Genomic DNA, 20,584 nt, shown 5'->3' with positions numbered 1-20,584 from the left:
CCATGCATGACGACCGCAGCCTGGTCGAAGCCCGCCTCAAGCGTGTTCTCGACGAGCGCATCCGCCCCGCCGTGTACCCCGAGTCCGTGCCCCTTCAGGTCGCGGTGTGGCACGCCCCCGGCGAGCCCGTTCCGGTCGCCGAGGGACTGGCCGCCGAGCCGGAGCCGATCGAGGTGGGTGCCCGGTGGGGTGCTCCGTGGGGCACCAGCTGGTTCCGGGTGACCGGGACCGTGCCCGAGGCGTGGGCCGGCAGGACCGTGGAGGCCCTCCTCAACCTCGGCTTCGACGAGAACATGCCCGGCTTCCAGTGCGAGGGTCTGGTCTACCAGCCCGACGGGACCCCCGTGAAGGGTCTCAACCCGCGCAACCAGTGGGTCCGCATCGGCGCCCCCGTCGCGGGCGGTGAGGAGGTGCGGCTGCACATCGAGGCCGCGTCCAACCCCGTCATCCTCGACTACCACCCCTTCCTGCCCACGCAGCTCGGCGACAAGGAGACCGCGGGCAGCGAGCCGCAGTACACCCTGACCCGCATGGACCTCGCGATCTTCGACGAGAGCGTGTGGCAGCTGGTGATCGACCTGGAGGTGCTCGGTGAACTGATGGCCGAGCTGCCGGTGGACTCCCAGCGCCGTTACGAGATCGTGCGCGCGGTGGACCGGGCTCTCGACGCGGTCGACCTTCAGGACGTGAACGGCACCGCCGGGCGGGCCCGTGCCCGGCTCGCCGACGTCCTCGCCACTCCGGCCGTGCCCTCCGCGCACCGGATCAGCGCGGTCGGGCACGCCCACATCGACTCCGCATGGCTGTGGCCGCTGCGTGAGACCGTACGCAAGGTGGCCCGTACGACGTCCAACATGACCGCGCTGCTCGAGGACGAGCCGGAGTTCGTCTTCGCCATGTCCCAGGCGCAGCAGTGGGCGTGGATCAAGGACCACCGACCCGAGGTGTGGGCGCGGGTGAAGAAGGCGGTGGCGGACGGGCGGTTCGTGCCGGCCGGCGGCATGTGGGTGGAGTCGGACACCAACATGCCGGGGTCGGAGGCGATGGCCCGGCAGTTCGTGCACGGCAAGCGGTTCTTCCTCGACGAGTTCGGCGTCGAGAACGACGAGGCCTGGCTGCCCGACACCTTCGGCTTCGCCGCCGGGCTGCCCCAGATCATCAAGGCGGCGGGCTCGACGCGGCTGCTGACGCAGAAGATCTCCTGGTCGCAGACGAACAAGTTCCCGCACCACACCTTCCAGTGGGAGGGCATCGACGGCACCCGCATCTTCACGCACTTCCCGCCCGTCGACACCTACAACTGCTCCATGAAGGGCAGCGAGATCGCCCACGCCGCCCGCAACTTCAAGGACAAGGGCGTCGCCCGGCACTCCCTCGCCCCCACCGGCTGGGGCGACGGGGGCGGCGGCACCACCCGCGAGATGGTCGCCAAGGCGGCCCGGCTGCGCGACCTCGAAGGCTCGGCGCAGGTCGTGTGGGAGACCCCGCAGGCCTTCTTCGACCAGGCCGAGGCCGAGTACCCGAATGCCCCCGTCTGGGTCGGCGAGCTCTACCTGGAACTGCACCGCGCCACCCTCACCAGCCAGGCCAGGACCAAGCAGGGCAACCGGCGCAGCGAACACCTGCTGCGGGAGGCGGAGCTGTGGGCGGCAACGGCGGCCGTACACACCGGATTCCCCTACCCCTACGAGGAGTTGGACCGGATCTGGAAGACCGTGCTGCTCCACCAGTTCCACGACATCCTGCCCGGCTCGTCCATCGCCTGGGTGCACCGCGAGGCACGGGCCACCTACGAGCGGATCGCCCGCGAGCTGAACGAGATCATCGAGGCCGCACAGCACGCGCTGGCGGGCGAGGGCACCACTCCCCTGGTCTTCAACGCCGCCCCGCACGCGCGTGCGGGCGTCCCGGCCGGTGCCGCGGCCACCCCGGCCACCGACGGCAGGACGGAGCTGACGCCCCGCGAGGGCGGCGGACACGTCCTGGACAACGGCCTGCTGCGCGTCGAGATCGACGCCCGAGGCCTGGTCGTCTCGGCGTACGACATCGAGGCGGACCGGGAGACCATCGCCCCGGGCCGGGCCGCGAACCTCCTCCAGCTGCACCCCGACTTCCCGAACATGTGGGACGCCTGGGACGTGGACGAGTTCTACCGCAACACCGTCACCGACCTCACCGACGCCGACTCCGTCACGGCCGGCGAGGACGGCACCTCCGTCCGGGTCGTACGGTCCTTCGGGAACTCCCGCATCACCCAGGTGCTGTCCCTGGCGGCGTGGGAGCGACGGCTGGTGCTGGACACGGAGGTGGACTGGCACGAGACGGAGAAGTTCCTCAAGCTGGCCTTCCCGCTCGACGTGCACGCCGAACGGTACGCGTCGGAGACCCAGTTCGGGCACTTCCACCGGCCCACCCACACCAACACCTCGTGGGAGGCAGCCAAGTTCGAGGCCTGCAACCACCGTTTCGTGCACGTGGCCGAGCCCGGCTGGGGCGTCGCCGTGGTCAACGACTCCACGTACGGCCACGACGTGACCCGTACCGTCCGTTCGGAGGGAGACCGAGGGACCACCACCACGGTCCGGATGTCGCTGCTGCGCGCCCCGCGCTTCCCTGACCCCGAGACCGACCAGGGCGTCCACCGCTTCCGCCACGCGTTGGTGCCGGGCGCGGGCATCGCCGAGGCGGTGCGCGAGGGCTGGCGTATCAACGTGCCCGAGCGGCACGTCACCGGCGCCGGGCAGGTCGCTCCGCTGGTGTCCGTGGACGAGGACGCGGTGGTCGTGACCGCGGTGAAACTGGCCGACGACGGCAGCGGCGACGTGGTGGTCCGCTTCCACGAGGCCCACGGCGGACGAGCCCGGGCCACGCTGACGGCCGGGTTCGAGGTAGCCGAGGTCACAGTGACCGACCTCCTGGAGCGGCCCTTGCCCGGCGCCACGGCACCGGAGCGGGACGGCGACCGGATCGCGGTGCGCCTGCGGCCGTTCGAGCTGGTGACGCTGCGGCTGCGGCGCGGCTGAACTGACGGGACGTACGGCGACCGCCACCCTGCGCGAGCGCCGTACGTCCCGTCCCTGTTCACCCGGGCGCGGGTACGGCCCGGCGATGTGCGCGCCCCCGCCCGACTGACCGCGGGCGGCGCCGACTTCCTGGCGGCACCGATGGCCACAGGCACTTGCTTGACCGCCGATCAGAACCGGTCTCTCTGCCGCCCTGGGCCGGCCCGCCTCATCGGTCCTGCCTTGAGGAGGCCATCTGTGTGTCGTGCTGGTGTTGCCACAGGTAGTGTGGAGGCACTTCGCCTTGCTCTGCCGGGCGGATGGTGTGCCGGGAAGTCTGGTCGGCGATGGACCCGTCGTGGTCCGAACCAGCCGCTGCCGTCCCGATGGAGTCTCGCGATGTCGCCCCAGGAGCCTTCTTCTTCGTCCCCGTCCGAGTCCCGGGATTCAGCGATCCGGCAGGTTCTCGTCAGCTTCGACACGTACGCCCGCATTCGTAACGCACGTAACGGCATCCTGCCTGCCACCCGTGTCACCCCGCAGGACGCGGATCGCGCCTTCGGCGCCCTTCAGGCGTCCATCGAACGGCTCCGGAATCTCAACCAGCAGTAACGCTTACGAAGGTGAGGAACGCACCTCGGAGTGGCTTCCGTGGGCCGACTGCTCGGACACCCGCATCCAGGTACGCTCAGCTTCCTGGCCACCGAGGACGGGCAGCCGTCTGTCTCTGCCTGGAACGTCCCCTAGCGCAAGCCCGCTGCGTCACGGCTGACGCGCGAGGTGCCGGAAGCAGATGGGCACCGCGGCGATGCCGGATCGCCGCCAGGACCTCCAGGTCACCGTGGCGCCGTGGCCTGACGGCGCGCGAGAATGATTCCCCCGAGCTTGCTCTCCGCCGAGGTGAGAGTTCTGTGCGACTCGATGGCGAAGCCGGCATCATCGAGCCACGCCATCAGTTGGCCGTGCTGCCGCCGATGGACATGGACCTTCATCGGATGCCCACCATAGCCTTCGGTCTTCAAGCGCGACTCACCACCGACGTGAAAGCTCAGCAGCAGTAGCCCACCGGGCCTGACGGCCCGCTGGAAGTGAGCGAAGACCGAGCCGATCTCGTCATCGGGGACGTGGATCAGCGAGTACCAAGCGACCAGCCCGGTCATCGAGGCGTCACCGAGTTCGAGGTCCGTCATGGTGCCGAGATCGAACCGCAGACCGGGGTGATCACGCCGGGCCACCTCGAGCATCCCGGGCGACAGGTCGATCCCGAACGCGTCCACGCCCAGCTGACGCAGGTGAGCCGTGATCCTCCCCGTCCCGCATCCCACGTCGGCAACCGGTCCCCCACCCTGGGCGCGCACCAGGTCCGCGAACAAGGCCAGGACAGCGCGCTCCTCAGGCGTTTCGTCCAGGAGGTGACGTGTCAGGTCTGCATAGCTGGCGGCCACGGTGTCATAGGACGTCCGCGTGTCTTCCAGCCAGCCGTCGGTGTTCGGTCCCATTCCCACGGCGGCAGGCTATCCGACTGACCAAGTGGGACGAGCTCGGTTCAACGAAGGTCAGCGTCCCGATCGACGTCCGACGATGTGGAAGTCGTCCCGGCCGAAAGCCTCGTTCCCGCACGCGTGCTCACCCTCGGCGACGACGCGGAGCGATCCGAGCGTAACGAGCCGTACAGGCTGCCTGCGGCGGCTCCCTTCACGGAGGTGGAACATCTATTGACATTTCGTAGATGTCATGACATCTAGAGGGCATGGATTTCCGCCAACTCGAGTACTTCGAAGCCGTCGTCCAGGCCGGTTCGGTTTCTCAGGCCGCCAAGAATCTGCACATGACGCAGCCGCCGCTGAGCCACGCCATCGCGAAGCTGGAGCGGGAGCTCGGAGTGAGCCTCCTCGAGCGAACCGCGAAAGGGGTGCATCCCACCCAGGCAGGCCTCCACCTCCTCTCCAGGGGCGAACGCCTGATAGCGGACCGAAATCGAGTCGTGGAGACGCTGAAACTGATGGGCGGGGGCGCAATCGGCGCTCTGCACATTGGCGCGGAACCCATGATCATCAACGAAGTCATCGCGGACGTACTGGCGGAATTCCTCGATCAGGCCCCCAAGGCGCGCGTCACGCTGGCAGACATCACTCCCGACCTTATTGTCCAAGGTGTGCTGTCCGGCGATTTGGACATGGGGTGCGTCCCCTTCGGGTCCACGCAATTCGCCAGGTTCGTCGCCGAGGGCTGCGACTGGTGCCCCATTATCGACATCAACGTCAAGCTCGCTGTTCCAAGGTATCGCGCCACGGAATCCCGTCCTGACGGCAAGGGGTGGGGCCGGTGGATCCTGCCGTCCCGGCTTTCCGCTTTCTGGGGTATGCCGGACGCCGCGGAAAAGGCACTGTCGGGCGACGATTCCTTCGAGGTCATCGAGGTGTCCACGCCGCAGACGGCAGTCGCCTTCGTTGCCGCCGGGTTGGGTGTCGCGCTCGTGACCGAGCGCATTGCCGCAAGGAGCGATGCGGTGGCTCTTCTCGATCCCCCGGAATGGCTCCGGTCCATGCAGGCAACTCTGCTCTGGAAGCGCGGAGGAGAGATTACCCCACTCATGGATCGCTGGTTGCAGGCCACTCGGACCGTTGCCGAGCACCGCCGCGCGCTCGGGCGGTGAGGGCAGCCATACGCGGAACTATGCACCCCTCTGCTGCGCCCTATATGGAAAGGGAGGGTGAAATCAAGAGCACATCCTCGTGAGCAGCCACCGAATCATTGTGATGTGCGCCACACGAGGGTCAGTCTCCGCTCCGTGGCTGCGCCTCCGCCGCCGCGTAAAGCGCCTGCTCAGAGGCGGTTTCCAGCTCAGGTGCCGGTCGACCCGGAGGTCGGTGGCCGGCGCACTCGTGCATCGTTGGGCCCTTCCCTTTTCTATTGCCCGTGCCCTGCCACCGTGTCAGTCTTTCCGGCAATTCAACGGCGCGGGCCGAATCAATGAGAGAAAACGCCTCGTGTGATCGCTGCCCGCACCCTGGTTGCACGAACCGCTGGCTCCGCCCGGTTCCGTGAACGACAAGAAGGGGCCGGTCAATGACGGCGGCAAACGCGAATCAGTCGGCACAGAGCCCTGCCGGCCGCGAGTATCTCCCTTTTACCGGAGCTGAATATCTCGAGAGCCTCAACGACGGCCGAGAGGTCTGGATCTACGGGGAGCGGGTGGAGAATGTCGCCGAACACCCCGCCTTCCGCAACTCGGCCCGCATGATCGCTCGCATGTACGACGCCCTGCACGACCCCGCGCGCAAGGACGTCCTCACCGCGCCCACCGAGTGGGGAGGTTTCACCCACCGCTTCTACCAGGCTCCCAAGAGCGTCGAGGAGCAGGTGGCCTCCCGTGACGCCATCGCCGAGTGGCAGCGGATCACCTGGGGCTGGATGGGCCGCTCTCCCGACTACAAGGGCTGTTTCCTCGGCACCCTCGGCGCCAACGCCGAGTTCTACCGGGGCTTCGAGGACAACGCGCGTGCCTGGTACCGCAAGGCCCAGGAGAAGACCTGGTACATCAACCACGCCATCATGAACCCGCCCGTGGACCGCGGCCTCGGCGCGGATGCGGGCAAGGACGTGTTCATCCGGGTCACCAAGGAGACGGACGCCGGCTTCTACGTCACGGGCGCCAAGGTGGTGGCCACCGGATCCGCCCTCACGCACCACACCTTCGTCGGTCACGTGGGCCAGGTCGCCGTGCAGGACCCGGCCTTCTCACCGGTGTTCATCACGCCCACCAACGCCCCCGGCGTGAAGCTGCTCTGCCGTACCTCCAACGAGTACCGTGCGGCGGTGCTGGGCAGCCCGTTCGACTACCCGCTGTCCAGCCGTCTGGACGAGAACGACGCGATCCTGGTCCTCGACAACGTGTTCGTCCCCTGGGAGAACGCGTTCATCTACAACGACCTGGAACAGGCCAACAAGTACAACATCCACTCGGGCTACCTGGAGCGCGCCTCGCTGCACGGCTGCACCCGGTTCGCCGTCAAGATGGACTTCCTCGTCGGCATGCTGTCCCGCGCCCTCGACGTCACCGGGGCCGGCCAGTTCCACGGCGTGATGTCCCAGCTCGGCGAGGTCATCGCGTGGCGCAACACCTTCTGGGCGCTGTCGGACGCGATGGCCAAGAGCGCGGTGCCGTGGAAGGGCGGCATGATCCAGCCCGACCCGCAGTTCGCCGGCGCCTACCGCGTGATGAACCAACTGGCCATGCCGAAGATCAAGAACATCATCGAGCAGGTCGTGGCCAGTGGACTGATCTACCTCAACTCCCACGCCAACGACTTCAAGGCCGCTGAGATCCGGGGCTACCTGGACACCTACCTGCGCGGTACGGGAGGCATCGACGCCGAGGAGCGCGTCAAGGTCATGAAGATGCTCTGGGACTCCATCGGCACGGAGTTCGGAGCCCGTCACGAGCTGTACGAGATCAACTACATCGGCAGCAACGACGTGACGCGTCAGACCAACCTGTTCGGCGCACGGGGCAGCGGTCTGCTCGACTACTGCAAGGAGTTCGCGCAGCGCGCCATGGACGAGTACGACCTGGACGGCTGGACGGTGCCGGACCTGCGCAATCCCGACGACGTCAGCATTCTCAAGGGCTGACAACCGTGCGGCTCCCTGCCCAGAGGGAGCTCCGGCCGTTCGGCGGCGCCGGACCGTACCCGCCGCCGTGCTCTCACCCACTCCAGGAGGACCCGTGGCTACGGCTATTGATGCTGCCCAAGTCACCTACGAGGCACCGGATCTCGAGGTGATGCAGAAGTTCCTGACCGCGTTCGGCATGGTGCCGGCCGAGGGCAGTGACGACCGGACCCTGTACATGCGGGGGACGGGCACCCAGCACCACATCCATGTGACCCGCAAGGCCGACAAGCAGCGCTTCGTCGGTGCTTCGATCGAGGTCGCCACCTACGAGGACCTCGTCGAACTCGCCGCGCTGCCGGGGTCCTCCCCGGTGCGCGAGTCGACGGAGCCCGGCGGCGGCCACGAGGTCGCCATGACCACCCCCGACGGGTTCGAGATCCGGGCGATCTGGGGCCGGCGCAGGGCTGAGCCGAGCCCGGACCGGGAACCCTTCGCGATGAACAACGTCCGCGACAAGAACCGGGTGAACGCGGCGGTCCGCCAGCCCGTCGCGCCGTGCACCATCGCCCGCCTGGGTCACTTCGTGCTTCATGTGAGGAACCACGACGAGACCATGGCCTGGCTCGACGAACGCTTCAACTTCCTCCCCTCCGACTACTTCGTCCCGCCGGGCGAGGAGGGGCCGGTCGTCGGCACCTTCGTCCGGCTGGACCTGGGCGAGCGGCTGGTGGACCACCACTTCATGCTCGTCCTGCAGTCGGACTGGGCGGGGATCCATCACAGCGCGTTCGAGGTCACCGACATGGACGCCGTCATGTCGTCGCACGACTACCTCATCCAGCAGGGATACAGCCTCGACGTCGGAGTCGGCCGCCACCTGCTCGGCAGCCAGATCTTCGACTACTGGAAGGATCCCTTCGGCTTCCGTATCGAGCACTACACCGACGGGGACATCGTCGACCGCGACCACCGGCCGACCAAGTTCAACGGCACCGCCAGCGACACCACCCAATGGGGGAACCGCCCGCCCCTGGAGTTCTTCCAGTGACCGCCGCAGCCAACGCGGACCTCGCCGGGCCGCTGCCCGAACCGGTCCGGGCACAGTTGACGGGGGTGGGCTCGGCCACCGTGGCCAACATGCTTCTCCGGCGCGGTCTGCGGAACGTGATCATGGCCGGGGTGCGGCCGCTGGCAGCCGGCCGGCAGCCGCTGGTGGGACCGGCCTACACCCTGCGGTTCATCCCCGCACGTGAGGATCTCGACACCCTCGCCACCTACTCGAGCAGCGACAACCTGCACCGGCGGGCGATCGAGGAGTGCCCGCCCGGCGCGGTGCTCGTGATCGACGCGTTCGGCTCCACGGCTGCCGCGTCCATGGGCGACATGATGGCGGCGCGGCTGAAGCACCGCGGTGTGTCCGGCGTGGTCACCGACGGCGGCTACCGGGACTCACAGGCCATCAGGGACACGGGCCTGCCGTGCTACCAGCGGGACAGCGCGCCCCGAGCGACCCCGATCGCCCTGCACCCGGTCGCGCTCGACGAACCCGTCGGATGCGGCGGAGTAGCTGTCTACCCCGGCGATGTGCTGCTCGGCGACGGCGACGGCGTCGTGGTCATTCCCCGCGAACTGGCCGCGGAGGTCGCCGCGGAAGCCGCCGACGCCACCGCGTACGAGGAGTTCGCGGCCCTTGAACTCCAGCGGGGCCGGTCGCTCTTCGGCCTGTTCCCCGCCACACCCGAAAGCCGCCAGGAATACGACGTGTGGGTGGCCGCGGGCCGCCCCGGATCGGAGTGAACAGTGGACATCAACCCCGCGACCATGAAGTCGCTCGAGGTCCTGATCCATGCCGCCGACCTCAAGGAGGAGGAGTGGATCGACTATCCCGACTACGGGTTCCGTCAGTACTTCCTCCACAAGAACCCGGACACCGGCGCCAGCATCGCCCTCCTCGAGTACCAGCGCGGCGGCACCATCCCGACCAAGCACACGCACGCCTCGAACCAGTTCATGTACTGCCTCGAGGGTGACTACGAGTACACCGACTCCGGCCTCCGGCTGCGTCCCGGGTCGTTCTACATGAACCCCAAGGACCACCCGCACGGTCCGACGCTGGCGCACGAGCGCAGCGTGCTGATCGAGATCTACGACGGCCCGCACTACTACGAGAAGCCCGAGTACCACACGGACGAGACGATCGGCGACTTCCTTGCCAAGGAGTGATGCGCCGAGCCCGTCCGAGGCGTTCCTGCCGAACCCGCATGACTGATGGGGAACGATCATGACCGAGACAACCAAGAAACTGTTCGACGCTGAAAAGGTGCTCGCCGAATTCGGCCTGGACCAGGTGCATTCCGGAACCTACGCGGACTCGCTCGGTTGGGGAAGCGTCGAGGGCCGGCCGGTCATCGAGGCGCAGTGTCCCGCCGACGGTGAGGTCGTGGGCCGGATCGCGGCCTCGGACGGACGGGACTACGAGACGCTCGTGGCCGCCGCCGTCGAGACCCAGCGGAAATGGCGGATGGTACCGCCGCCGCGGCGTGGTGAATTCGTGCGCCGGATCGGCCAGTTGATCGAAAAGAACCTGGAAAGCCTGGCCGCTGTCGTCGCGCTGGACACCGGCAAGTCGACGATGGAGGCCAAGGGCGAGCTCCGCGAGGCAATCGACATGTCGACGCTGGCCGCCGGCCAGGCGCGGATGATGTACGGCTTCACCCAGCAGTCCCAGCGCGCCGAGCACCGCATGTACGACCAGTGGCTGCCGCTGGGCGTCGTCGGGCTGATCAGCGCGTACAACTTCCCGGCCGCCGTCTGGGCGCAGAACGGTTTCCTTTCCGCGATCACCGGCAACACGGTGATCTGGAAGCCGAGCCCCAAGGTGCCGTTGACCGCCGTCGCCGTGCAGAAGCTGGTCAACAGGGCGGCGTCGGAGATGGGGTGCGAGGGCGTGTTCTCGCTGTTCATCCCCGAGGACAACGCCGTCGCCGAGAAGATGGTCTCCGACACCCGTGTCGCCATGATCTCGTTCACTGGTTCCACGCCGGTGGGGCGCAAGGTCGCCGAGATCGTCGGCTCGACGCTGGGCCGGCGGTACCAGCTGGAGTGCTCGGGCAACAACGGCTGCATCGTCGACGAGACCGCCGACCTGGAACTCGCGGCCAGGGCACTGACGTTCGGCGTGGTCGGCACGACCGGCCAGCGCTGCACGAGCACCCGCCGTGTCATCGCCCACGCGAGCATCGCGGACGAGTTGGTCGAGTTGCTGAAGAAGGCCTTCGACCAGATCACCATCGGTGACCCACGCGATCCGGACACCGTGGTCGGCCCGCTGATCGACCAGCGTGCGGTGGAGGACTACAAGAAGGTCCTCGCCGGTGCCGAACGGGAGGGCGCCACCGTGGTGTACGGCGGCAACGTGATCGATCGCCCGGGTCTGTACGTCGAGCCGGCCATCGTCACGGGTGTCCAACCGCACTTCGGGATCGCCCAGTCGGAGACCTTCGTGCCGATCGTCTCCGTGCTCACCTACGACGATCTCGAGGAGGCCATCGAGATCCACAACGGCGTCGCCCAGGGGCTCGCCTCGGGCATGCACAGCACGAACCTGACCAACATCGAAACGTTCCTGTCGGCCCGGGGCAGTGACTGCGGAATCGTGCGCGTCAACATGGGCACGACGGGTGCCGACGTCGGTTCCGCTTTCGGCGGCGAGAAGGAAACCGGTGGTGGCCGTACAGCCGGTTCGGACGCCTGGAAGGGATTCATGCGCCGCCAGAGCGTGTGCGTGAACTGGGGCGGAACGTCCGCGTGGGACAACCGCATCGACCTCTGAGGACAACAGTGATGAAGAAGCAGCGTATTCACTCCGCCGCCGTGCGCGAGCCGGCGGACAAGATGTGGTCGAACTGTCTGCGGATCGACGACCTCATCATGGTCTCGGGAATGACCGCCCGCGGACAGGACAGGGAGACCGTCCTCGGCGAGACCTCCTACGAACAGGCCAAGGTCGTCTTTCAGAAGATCAAGGACCTGGTCGAGGCGGCGGGCGCGGTCATGGACGACGTCGTCAAAATGACCATCTACGTCACGGACATCGGTGACAACGACCAGGTGTGGAAGGCCCGTCAGGAGTTCTTCTCCGGCGACTTCCCCGCCTGCACGCTGGTCGAGGTCTCCGCCCTCGCCAAGCCGGAGATCCTCCTCGAAATCGAGGCCGTCGCCGTGGCGGGTTGCAGCGCGGACTGACCCCTCACGGCGACATCGGGCGGGTCCGACTTGGAGATTCCGCCGCAGGCGCCACATCTTTCACAAGGACAGGAACCACCGTGTCTTCATACACCAGGAATCCCGGACGGGCTGATTCGTCACTGGCGGCTGCGGCGGAAGACCATGCTTCGGTCAGCGTGCCCTTGGCAGAGCGCAGGAGCGGCTACCAACTCGCCCTCAGCCCGGTCAGCGTCGCCACCGCCCTCGTCGTCTTCGCCATCGCCGGCTTCACCGTCGTACTCGCCGGCTTCACCGTGGGCCTGACCGTCGGTGTCCTCGTCGCGGCCTTCGCGATGGTCCTCGGCAAGGCCCTGGGTCGGATGGCCTTCGAAACCGGTATGTCGAGCACCATCACCTCCCGGTTCTTCGGATTCGGCTTCAAGGGCTCGGCGATCGGCTCGATCGTCTTCGCGTTCATGATTCTCGGCTTCCTCGCCGTCGAGGCCGCCCTCCTCTACCAGGGCACGCTGTTGATGTTCGGCCTGCCCGACTCGTGGGGATGGCGCATCCTGATCTACGGCTGTATGACGCTGCTGTGGATCGGGCTTGCCGTCTTCGGCATCAAACTCGCCCTGCGAGCCACCGGCGTGCTGATCGCCGTCACCCTGCTCGTCACGATCTACATGATCGTGGACATCTATGTGATCCAAGGCGCCAGCCCCATGGACGTGTTCACCTATGCGGGAGTCGTCCCCGGAGGCGTGTGGCCGCGCTTCGAGTCCGCGGTCTCGGTCATGGGCGCCACGGCGGGAACCATCGCCCTGGTCACGACGGACTTCGCACGTTACTGCCGCACGCGGCGCGACGTGACGGTCCTGGCCGTCGCCGGCCCGATCACCCAGAACATCGTCATGACCGTCCTGGGCTCCCTCGTCGTGATCGGCGGCATGCCCCAGGTCATCGGCTACCTGATGGCCCACAACAAGGGCATGGGCCCGGAGGCGGCAGCCGTCGCCGGCAACACGTTCGTCATGCAGAACACGGGTGCCTTCTTCGTCATCTTCGCGGGCTGGATGGGATTCGTCACCATCTACGCGGCCCAGGCCAAGGCCCAGGCGATCAACGCCTACTCCGGATCGCTGTCGTTGGTCAACCTGATCGACTCCCTCACCGGAAGAAAGCCGGGCCGGGCGGCGATGGTGGTCGTCGGCAACGTCATCGCCCTGGTGATGATCTCCGCCGGAATCCTGGAGAAGTTCACCCAGTACCTGGCGTACCTGGGCGCCATGACGCTCGGCATGTGCGGCGTGATGATCGCGGACTACTACCTGGTGCGCCGGGCACGGTTCGACAGTGCCACCCACCGGGTCGAGAAGTGGAACTGGGCCGGAGTCGTCACGCTGGTCCTGTCCGCCGCGGTCGGCATCGTCCTGATGGCCACCGATGTCTTCGCCCTCGGTTTCCTGGTGTCCTTCGTACTGGCACTCGCCGCCTACCCGGTGCTGCGGAACCGGCTGCCCGAAGGCACCGGCACGACGTTCGTCGCGGGCGAGGAAGCCCTCGAAGAGGCCCGTTGACCCCTGCCGGCAGCCACGGCCCACGGCACGTGGCTGCCGGTCCCCCATCCCGGCCCTGAAGCAGGGCCGGACCCCACCACTCATCCAGGAGGCTTCGGGATGACCGAGATCATGTGGGACTCGGAGATCTATGAGAAAGCCGCTGACGCAAGGACCCTCGCGTCGAGCGCGGCGGTCCCATCGCTCGCCGACCCCCGTCAACTGCGCAACACGCTGGGAAACTTCGCCACCGGTGTCGTCGTCCTCACCTATCGGTCCGGCGACAGCTACTACGGGGTCACCGTGAACTCCTTCACCTCGGTGTCCCTGGACCCGCCTCTGGTGCTGGTCTCCATGCAGCGGACCTCACGCGCCCTGACCTACCTGCTCGAGCGGCCCTTCGCGGTCAACGTGCTCGGGGACAACCAACTCGCCACCGCGCTGCAGTTCGCCGGCACGCCACAGGACACCCACCGCATCGAGTGGGTCGGCGACGACGTGGCCCCACGGATCAACGGCTCGCTGGCGTACTTCCAGTGCACACCGTGGGCGGGGTACGACGGCGGCGACCACGTCCTCGTGCTCGGGCGGGTCCTGTCCTACGGCCAGCAGGACGACACCCGGCCCCTGCTCTTCTACCGCGGCCAGTGGGGCGCCCTGGCCGAGGACGCCGAGCGCAAGGCCAGTGAGGGCGCACAGGCCGAGAGGGGCCGACAGTGATGGCCGACACGCAGGTGGACCAGGAAACGAACAGGCTGCTCGCGGAGTTGACGGACCTCTACCCGCTCCTGCAGAGCGAGGCCGAGGACAGCGAGCGGCTGCGGCGCCCGACACCGGTGGTGCAGGACGCACTCCGCGACAGCGGCGTCCTCACGCTGATGGTGCCGGCCGAAGTCGGCGGCCTGGAGGCCTCTCCCCTGCAGATCCTGCACGTGATCGAGAAGCTGTCCCACGCCGACGCCTCGCTGGGATGGCTGGTGCGCGCCCTGGCGGGTGAAACGGCCACAGCGGCCACCTACCTGAGTGACGAGGCGGTCGGCGAGCTCTTCACCGACGGCACGTACCCGCTGGTGGCGGGTCAGTCGACCGCCTTCACCGGCCGGGCCGTACGGGAGGACGGCGGCTATCGGGTGAGCGGCGTCTGGAAGTTCGCCCCGGGGGTGTCCATGGCCACCCACCTCAATCTGGCGGTGACGGTCGACGGCACAAGAGAGCGGCTGGTGTGCGTCGTTCCCCGTTCGGCGATGCGGATCAGTGACAACTGGGACATGCTGGGGCTGCGCGCGACCGCGAGCCTCGACTACCGGGCCGAGGAGGTCCTCGTCGAGGACAGGTACGTCTTCGGCATCGGCCCCGAGAACGCCCGACGGGGCCACCGCATGAGCCGCGTGAGCCCCGCGCTGCTGGCCGGCCTGCACCAGGCGGCCTGGTCCCAGGGTGTGGGGCGGCGCATGCTCGACGAGCTGCGCCACCTGACCCGGCGCAAGGACCCTTCCGAGGGCTCCCCCGTCACCAGTGACGAGTTCTTCGCGGAGTTCGCACGGCACGTCTCGCATGTCCGGGGCACGATGGCCCTGCTGCGCGAGACCTGGCGCGACAACGAGTCGACGCTCGCGAGGGGAGCGCAGTTGGACGACGAGCAGGAGACGATGTCACGGCTCGCCTGCAGCCTGGCGACCCGGACCGCGCTGGAGATCGGTCAGCTCGTGCACCGCTTCGCGGGCACGCAGGTCATGCGGAACGGCACGTTGCAGCGCTTCTTCCGCGACAGCCATGCCGGAAGCCAGCATCGGGGCTCCTCGCACATAGTGACGCAGAAGTGCGGCCGGATGCTGTCGGGCACCCTGCCCCCCGGGTCGCACTGGGGGTTCTTCGATCTGGTGGTTCCCGAGCCGGCGGCCGGCGACGCCTGAGGCGCCGGACCGAGCGCGAGATCCGGCGCGGACAAGGGCGCCGGCGCGACAGGAAAGGAATGAAGTGAGACTGGCAACCGTGCGCACCCGCCAGGGGACATGCGCGGCCCGCGTGGACGGAGACGAGGTCACCGAACTCCCCGGTCATACCGACGTCGGTGCCCTGCTGGCGAACGAGGACTGGCAGCGGATCGCGAGGAACGCCACCGGACGCCGGCACCGCAGGAGCAACGTCGAGTTGCACACCGTCGTACCGCATCCGTCGAAGGTGCTGTGCGCCGGCCTCAACTACACGAGCCACATTCAGGAAATGGGCCGGGAACTCCCGGCCCATCCCACCCTCTTCGCGAAGTTCGCCGACACCTTGACCGGCCCGGCCGATGCGGTGGCGGCCGTGGCGGAAGATCCCGAGATGGACTGGGAGGGAGAGCTCGCCGTCGTCATCGGACGGACCGCGTACAAGGTCCGTGAGGAGGAGGCAGGCCCGTACATCGCCGGCTTCACGGTGGCCAACGACATCTCGATGCGGGGGTGGCAGTACCGCACGACGGAGTGGCTCCAGGGAAAGATCTGGGCACGTTCCACTCCGGTCGGCCCGGTCCTGACCACGCCGGACGCGTTCGATCCCGCAACCGCCGTGCTCCGCACCACCCTCAACGGCACCCCGGTCCAGGAGCACCGGATCGCGGACCTGTTGTTCACTCCGGCCCACCTGGTCGCCTACGTGTCGACCATGGTGCCGCTGCACCCCGGAGACCTGATCCTCACCGGCACCCCCGGCGGAGTGGGCAGGGCTCGTACGCCGCAGAGGTATCTGGCACCCGGCGACCTGGTCGAGGTGACCATCGACGGCATCGGCACGGTGTCCACCCCGATCACCTGAGCCCCGCGTGCCGCCCGGCCCGGTGCGCCCCATCAGCGGTCGCGCCGGGCCGGATCCGTGGAGTCCGCCGGGCCGGGCCTGCTGAGTCGAAAGTACTGCGCCTCGAGCCCGGATCAGGCCAGCTTGATCCGCTGGAGGTCCTCGCCCACGACGACCTTGCCGCCGTACCCCCGCTGTGCCCACTTCTTCCACTTCCGGACGTCGATCGGGTTGCGGGCGACCTCGGAGATGTGCGAGAGCACGAGCATGTCGACCTCGGCCCGCTGTGCGATCGGACCGACCTTCTGGACCTCGACGTGGGATTGCAGCAAGTGGTCGACGAAGACTGCCGGGGCGTCGAGCCCCTCGACGCTGATCGCCTCGTGGACCAGCACGTCCGAGCCCTTGGCCAGGGCGATCAGGTTGTCGGTGTAGGTGGTGTCGCCCGAGAACGTGACCGAGCCGTGGTCGGTGTCGAAGCGGAAGGCGAAGGAGGGGAACACCGGTCCGTGCGGCACCAGGATCGCGGAGACCTTCACCCGCTCGTCCTCCATCACGACGAACGGCTTCATCGCGGGCGCGGTGTTCTCGTAGGTGGCACCGACCTCGGGAAGCTCGATCTCGTGCACGTCGGCAAGGTCTCGGATGTCCTGTATGCCCATGTCACGCAGGAAGACGTTCGTGCTGTAGGCGTACGCCGCGTGGCAGTCGTCGGTCAGTGCCTTCAGGCCCGGCGTCGGGCTGTCCGGGTTGACCGTCGGTGCCTGTCCGCCACCGAACTTCGGCGGGAGCCCGCCGGCCGGTCCTGGGCCGTAGACGGGGACGGGGCGGGTGAGGTTGTCGTGCTCCTGGTTGGGGACGCTGCCGCCCAGCAGGAAGAAGTTGTAGTAGTCCGCGATGTGGTCGGCGTGGAGATGCGTGATGAAAATGCCGCTCAGGGAAGCCAGCGTGAGACCTGACCGCACGTACTGGGTGGCGGCCGAGCGCCCGCAGTCGATCACGTACGTCGCACCGTCGACGACGAGCGCGGTGGAGATCCCGGCCCGCAGCGGATCCACCGGAGGGCCCGCCTTGGTGCCCAGCAGCACCAGTTCCAGCGCGCTCGACGAGCCCTTGCCGGGCCCCCGGCCCGAGGGTTCGGGGCGGGTCTCCGCCGCCGCCGCTGTTGCGCCGGGGAGGCTGAGGACCACCGGAGAGATACCGAGGGCGGTCAGCACGGAACGCCGGGCGACCCCGCTTCCGGTATCGGCAGGAGATTCAGGACCGCACAGCTTGCACATGATCATCCGCCTTGGTGTGGGTAGTGGGCCGGTCGAGGTTGCGGGCTGCCGTCGGCAGTGCGCGATATCGGCGTTTCGGGATTGCGGTCGTCGGAAGTTGCTCATTCACCTGGCAGTGATCCGGTTCGGAAACTGCCTGCGGCAACTGTCTGCGGCGTCGAATTGCCGGGAAGACTGGCATGACCGTTTGACGCAGAGCAAGAGAAGCCAAAAGCCTCGACGCGCCGTCCGCACGTCGGTCCGCGTTCCTCCAGTAAACCGCAATGCCACCGGAGAGCACCTCTGAACAGCCACTTCAGGTCACCGTGGGTGGGCGGCACCACCTGAGAGTCAGCTCTCACGTGATGCAGGTCACGTCAATTCCTCATCGCTCCGCGGAGACCTGCACCGAACTTTCGCTACCGCTCCCATACAGAAACTGATAGAGGGAGGTGAAGGAATTTGTATGGCTCGACTGACATTGGCCGGCCGAGGAAACCGGCGGAGCATTTCATGGTCGTCGGCAGGCAGCCTGCTTGAGGAGCCAGTTCTGTGCCGCCTGCAGGACCTCGTCCCGGTCGCGCGCTACTGGGCGTGGGTCGTTGACGATCTCCACGTCCGGAGGAATCGGCGCGTCATACGCACGGCCTGTTCGGTCCGCGTCCTTGACTTCCGTGAGGGACAGCACAGCTCCGTCGGACAGGTGGTACCCCTTGTTTCCCGTGGGGACGCCATAGGTCTGCTCGCCGAAGGACCGGGTGTCAGGACGTCCCCGGAAGGCCACCACGACCGCTTCACCCGCACTGCCTGTTCGCTTGCCGGTCAGGACCGCGACCGGCGGCGCGCTCTTGGCGAACGGCTGGCCATCGCCCCACCCCCGCGACTCGCCGTTTTCGTAGGGGCTGCCGTCCTTGATCGACCAGCCGGACGTGTTGCCGTCGGCATCCTCGAGCGCACCGACCTCGCCGTCGCCCAGGATCGGACCTACGACGGCAAGCATCGGCCACATGTTGCCACCCGTGTCCGAGCGCAGATCCACCACCCAGCCACAGGTTTCAGCCGCACCGGCCTTCGCCACCGCGCTTCGGCCCTGCCGCACGTACTGGTCGTACGCCTCTTGAGACCCCTGCACACCGGGCAGGGAAATGTAGCCCACGCCGCCTTTCAGGGAACGGCCTTCCAAGCCGTCGAAGCTGACCGCAGAGGCTCCGTAACGCTCCTTCGCCGCATCCGGCTCCCAGAAAGCACTGTGCCCGTCGCCCAACGCATGCAGAGCCGAGCCGATCGCCCCGTACGTGTCCGCCGTCTTCTGCGCGCCGCGCGCCTGCGAGAACGCCCTGCTCCGCACGTCCGCCCAGTCGACCTTGTGACGAAGAAGAGCGTGCTTCTCCATGATGTCCAGCGCCTCCGACAGGTAGGTCCGCGCACTGGGCGACATATCGCCGGCCGATGAATCGTGCGAACGGCTCGTGCACCCCGTCGCGGCGACTACTACTCCCACCAGGCCAGTGCAGACCACCATGCGCAGTGGATGTTCCCGCCGCATCCATCCCCCCGAACAGGCTCTCGACCAGCTCAGGAGCAACCCTAACCCTGATGATCAACCCCTGACCGGACCGGCCCCGAGGCGAGGACCGTGCCGGCCCGGACCACGAGACCGCCGGCCCCCTGCCCGTCGAGGAGCGGGCCGATCCCGGCTGGTCAGCCGATCGCGTCCTGCAGGCTTCTTCTGCGCGGGAGTTGGGCTCCGCCGCTGCCGAGGCGGATCCGGTCCTCGCTGATCACGCCCCGGGTGGAAGGCACATCGCGTATCTGCGGCGGCTTGGCGGCGGGCTCGCCGTTTGAGGCTGCGCGCAGCCTGCCGGTGGGCATCCCGCACGTGCTTCACCGACAGCCGGTTCGTCATCGAGGACGGCCGCCGCACGGACGTGTCCGCGGGCCGGTCCGTACGGCGTACGTCCCCTGTGGACTAGGCCTGCGGCTTGGGGAGTTCACATCCCTTGCGGCTCAGGTCGAGCTTACTGCCGTCGACGACGCACGGCACGATCACGTAGGTCTCCTGGGCGTAGTTCGTGCCCTGGCGGATGGTGATGCGCCCCTTGCGGTCGACCTCGCAGGGGTTGTTGAGCGTGCACTGCTCGCCGTCCTCGTTACCGGTGTTGTTGACGGCGATCACGCGTCCGGTGTGGTCGTCGATCACCGGGGAGCCGGAGGTGCCGCCGATGGTCTGGCACGCGGGCGTGTAGCGCACCGAGTCCTTCCAAGTCCACCAGTACTCCTTGAGCTGGTCCACGAACCCGTCGACGGAGCACTTGTACTGCTCCTTCCAGTACCCCGACACCACGGTGATCTTGGTGTTCTTGCGCGGGTGGCGCGGGTCGAGCAGCAGCGGCTGTACGTGGTACTTGCTCTCGATCTCGGCGTAGGTGGTGGTCGTCCGGTACAGCGAGATGTCGGTGTCGGTCATCGTCGCGTACGAGATCTGGTCGGCCTGGAGCGTGCCGAGCACCCCGGCGTCCTTGTCGAGGAGCTTGAACGTGCGGGTGGACGGCTGGTTCACGATGACCTGGCCGGCCTTCGGGAAGCCGCTCTCGATGCAGTGCCCGTTGGACAGCACGAGGGCCGGGTCGTTGGGCTGTGACTGCGGGGTACGCACGACGGAGCCGGAACAGTTGCTGAGCGCGACGGTGCCGGCGAACGTGACGGGCGCGTCGTTCGGTCTCGCGCGGGTGCCGGCGTCCCCGCCCGCGGTCCCGGCGATGGCGGGTGCCGCGCCCGCGCCGACCAGGGCGAGCGCGAACGCCGCGCCGGTGAGCGCCTTGCCGATCCTCGGTGAGCGACGTGTCGTGCGTGTCATCGGTGCTGCGGGTGACATTGGATGGAGCCCCCTTGCCGACGTCGGGTATGACGTCTGTAGCCGATGGTTGCCGTGCGCATTCTTCGGTGCCGACGGTCGGTGGGACAAGAGGTGGGACCAAGTCCGTGTCCCGCCAGGGTCCGTGGGCACGGCGGACACGGGCACGGGTCGGGCCGGGCGCATGTGCGGACCCGAACTCGCTCTGGGAGCTCCGACTTGGTGTTTCGCCAGGTCACGTCGGCTCCAGCGGGGTCGCCGGAGCGCTGGGCGGGGGGAGGCTGTGGGCTCAGCGCGGCCCATCCAGCCGGAACT

At 67.8% G+C, this 20,584-nt stretch carries 17 protein-coding genes; 13 read left to right on the top strand and 4 right to left on the bottom strand.

The genetic code is table 11. The features are described 5' to 3' along the window. Positions 1-2 precede the first annotated feature (2 nt). Together ACTYVM_RS25090 and ACTYVM_RS25085 are read left to right on the top strand one after the other, a co-directional pair. Positions 3-3,023, top strand: coding sequence for an alpha-mannosidase (locus ACTYVM_RS25090; protein ID WP_445528132.1), 3,021 nt, complete (start codon positions 3-5; stop codon positions 3,021-3,023). A 378-nt stretch (positions 3,024-3,401) separates the two neighbouring features. Next, a complete protein-coding gene (locus ACTYVM_RS25085) occupies positions 3,402-3,614 on the top strand; it encodes a hypothetical protein (protein WP_445528131.1) in 213 nt (70 codons plus the stop codon). 224 nt (positions 3,615-3,838) lie between these two features. Here the strand turns inward: ACTYVM_RS25085 and ACTYVM_RS25080 are convergent, their stop codons facing one another. After that, positions 3,839-4,501, bottom strand: coding sequence for a class I SAM-dependent DNA methyltransferase (locus tag ACTYVM_RS25080; protein WP_445528198.1), 663 nt, complete (start codon positions 4,499-4,501; stop codon positions 3,839-3,841). Between the two features lie 251 nt (positions 4,502-4,752). On the opposite strand from ACTYVM_RS25080, the gene ACTYVM_RS25075 reads away from it, so the two are divergent. From ACTYVM_RS25075 to ACTYVM_RS25025, 11 genes are all read left to right on the top strand, one after another. After that, the gene (locus tag ACTYVM_RS25075; RefSeq protein ID WP_400033768.1) at positions 4,753-5,658 is read left to right on the top strand and encodes a LysR family transcriptional regulator; all 906 of its coding nucleotides are present in this window, start codon (positions 4,753-4,755) and stop codon (positions 5,656-5,658) included. 413 nt (positions 5,659-6,071) lie between these two features. After that, positions 6,072-7,637: a 4-hydroxyphenylacetate 3-hydroxylase N-terminal domain-containing protein gene (locus ACTYVM_RS25070; RefSeq protein WP_445528130.1), complete on the top strand. Its 1,566-nt coding sequence runs from the start codon at positions 6,072-6,074 to the stop codon at positions 7,635-7,637. Positions 7,638-7,731: 94 nt separating this feature from the next. Continuing rightward, positions 7,732-8,667 (top strand): VOC family protein, encoded by a 936-nt coding sequence (locus ACTYVM_RS25065; protein WP_445528129.1) that lies wholly within the window; start codon positions 7,732-7,734, stop codon positions 8,665-8,667. Continuing rightward, complete coding sequence (locus ACTYVM_RS25060) at positions 8,664-9,416, top strand: RraA family protein (RefSeq protein WP_445528128.1); 753 nt, start codon at positions 8,664-8,666, stop codon at positions 9,414-9,416. Before ACTYVM_RS25065 ends, ACTYVM_RS25060 begins: the two co-directional genes overlap by 4 nt. A 3-nt stretch (positions 9,417-9,419) precedes the next feature. Continuing rightward, the gene (locus ACTYVM_RS25055) at positions 9,420-9,842 is read left to right on the top strand and encodes a cupin domain-containing protein (RefSeq protein WP_445528127.1); all 423 of its coding nucleotides are present in this window, start codon (positions 9,420-9,422) and stop codon (positions 9,840-9,842) included. A 58-nt stretch (positions 9,843-9,900) separates the two neighbouring features. Beyond that, on the top strand, positions 9,901-11,451 hold the full coding sequence (locus tag ACTYVM_RS25050) for an aldehyde dehydrogenase family protein (protein WP_445528126.1): 1,551 nt from the start codon (positions 9,901-9,903) through the stop codon (positions 11,449-11,451). 11 nt (positions 11,452-11,462) lie between these two features. Continuing rightward, a complete protein-coding gene (locus ACTYVM_RS25045; RefSeq protein WP_445528125.1) occupies positions 11,463-11,864 on the top strand; it encodes a RidA family protein in 402 nt (133 codons plus the stop codon). A gap of 158 nt (positions 11,865-12,022) precedes the next feature. Beyond that, positions 12,023-13,402 (top strand): purine-cytosine permease family protein, encoded by a 1,380-nt coding sequence (locus ACTYVM_RS25040; protein ID WP_445528124.1) that lies wholly within the window; start codon positions 12,023-12,025, stop codon positions 13,400-13,402. Between the two features lie 99 nt (positions 13,403-13,501). Next, positions 13,502-14,101 carry a flavin reductase family protein gene (locus ACTYVM_RS25035; protein WP_445528123.1) on the top strand — a complete coding sequence of 200 codons (600 nt, stop codon included), beginning with the start codon at positions 13,502-13,504 and terminating at the stop codon, positions 14,099-14,101. Then, positions 14,101-15,294, top strand: coding sequence for an acyl-CoA dehydrogenase family protein (locus tag ACTYVM_RS25030; RefSeq protein WP_445528122.1), 1,194 nt, complete (start codon positions 14,101-14,103; stop codon positions 15,292-15,294). The genes ACTYVM_RS25035 and ACTYVM_RS25030 overlap by 1 nt, the downstream gene beginning before the upstream one ends. A 64-nt stretch (positions 15,295-15,358) precedes the next feature. After that, a complete protein-coding gene (locus tag ACTYVM_RS25025) occupies positions 15,359-16,177 on the top strand; it encodes a fumarylacetoacetate hydrolase family protein (RefSeq protein WP_445528121.1) in 819 nt (272 codons plus the stop codon). A gap of 113 nt (positions 16,178-16,290) precedes the next feature. Here ACTYVM_RS25025 and ACTYVM_RS25020 read toward each other — a convergent pair whose 3' ends face one another. The 3 genes from ACTYVM_RS25020 to ACTYVM_RS25010 all read right to left on the bottom strand — a co-directional run bounded on the left by ACTYVM_RS25020 (position 16,291) and on the right by ACTYVM_RS25010 (position 20,242). After that, a complete protein-coding gene (locus ACTYVM_RS25020) occupies positions 16,291-17,373 on the bottom strand; it encodes an MBL fold metallo-hydrolase (RefSeq protein WP_445528120.1) in 1,083 nt (360 codons plus the stop codon). Positions 17,374-17,926: 553 nt separating this feature from the next. Beyond that, the gene (locus tag ACTYVM_RS25015) at positions 17,927-18,808 is read right to left on the bottom strand and encodes a S41 family peptidase (protein ID WP_445528119.1); all 882 of its coding nucleotides are present in this window, start codon (positions 18,806-18,808) and stop codon (positions 17,927-17,929) included. Between the two features lie 576 nt (positions 18,809-19,384). Next, positions 19,385-20,242: a S1 family peptidase gene (locus tag ACTYVM_RS25010; RefSeq protein WP_445528197.1), complete on the bottom strand. Its 858-nt coding sequence runs from the start codon at positions 20,240-20,242 to the stop codon at positions 19,385-19,387. Positions 20,243-20,584: the final 342 nt, after the last annotated feature.

The sequence above is a fragment of the Streptomyces cyslabdanicus genome, from assembly GCF_052663305.1.
The sequence above is the reverse complement of the archived record's forward strand: the minus strand, read 5'-3'. Positions and strand labels throughout refer to the sequence as shown.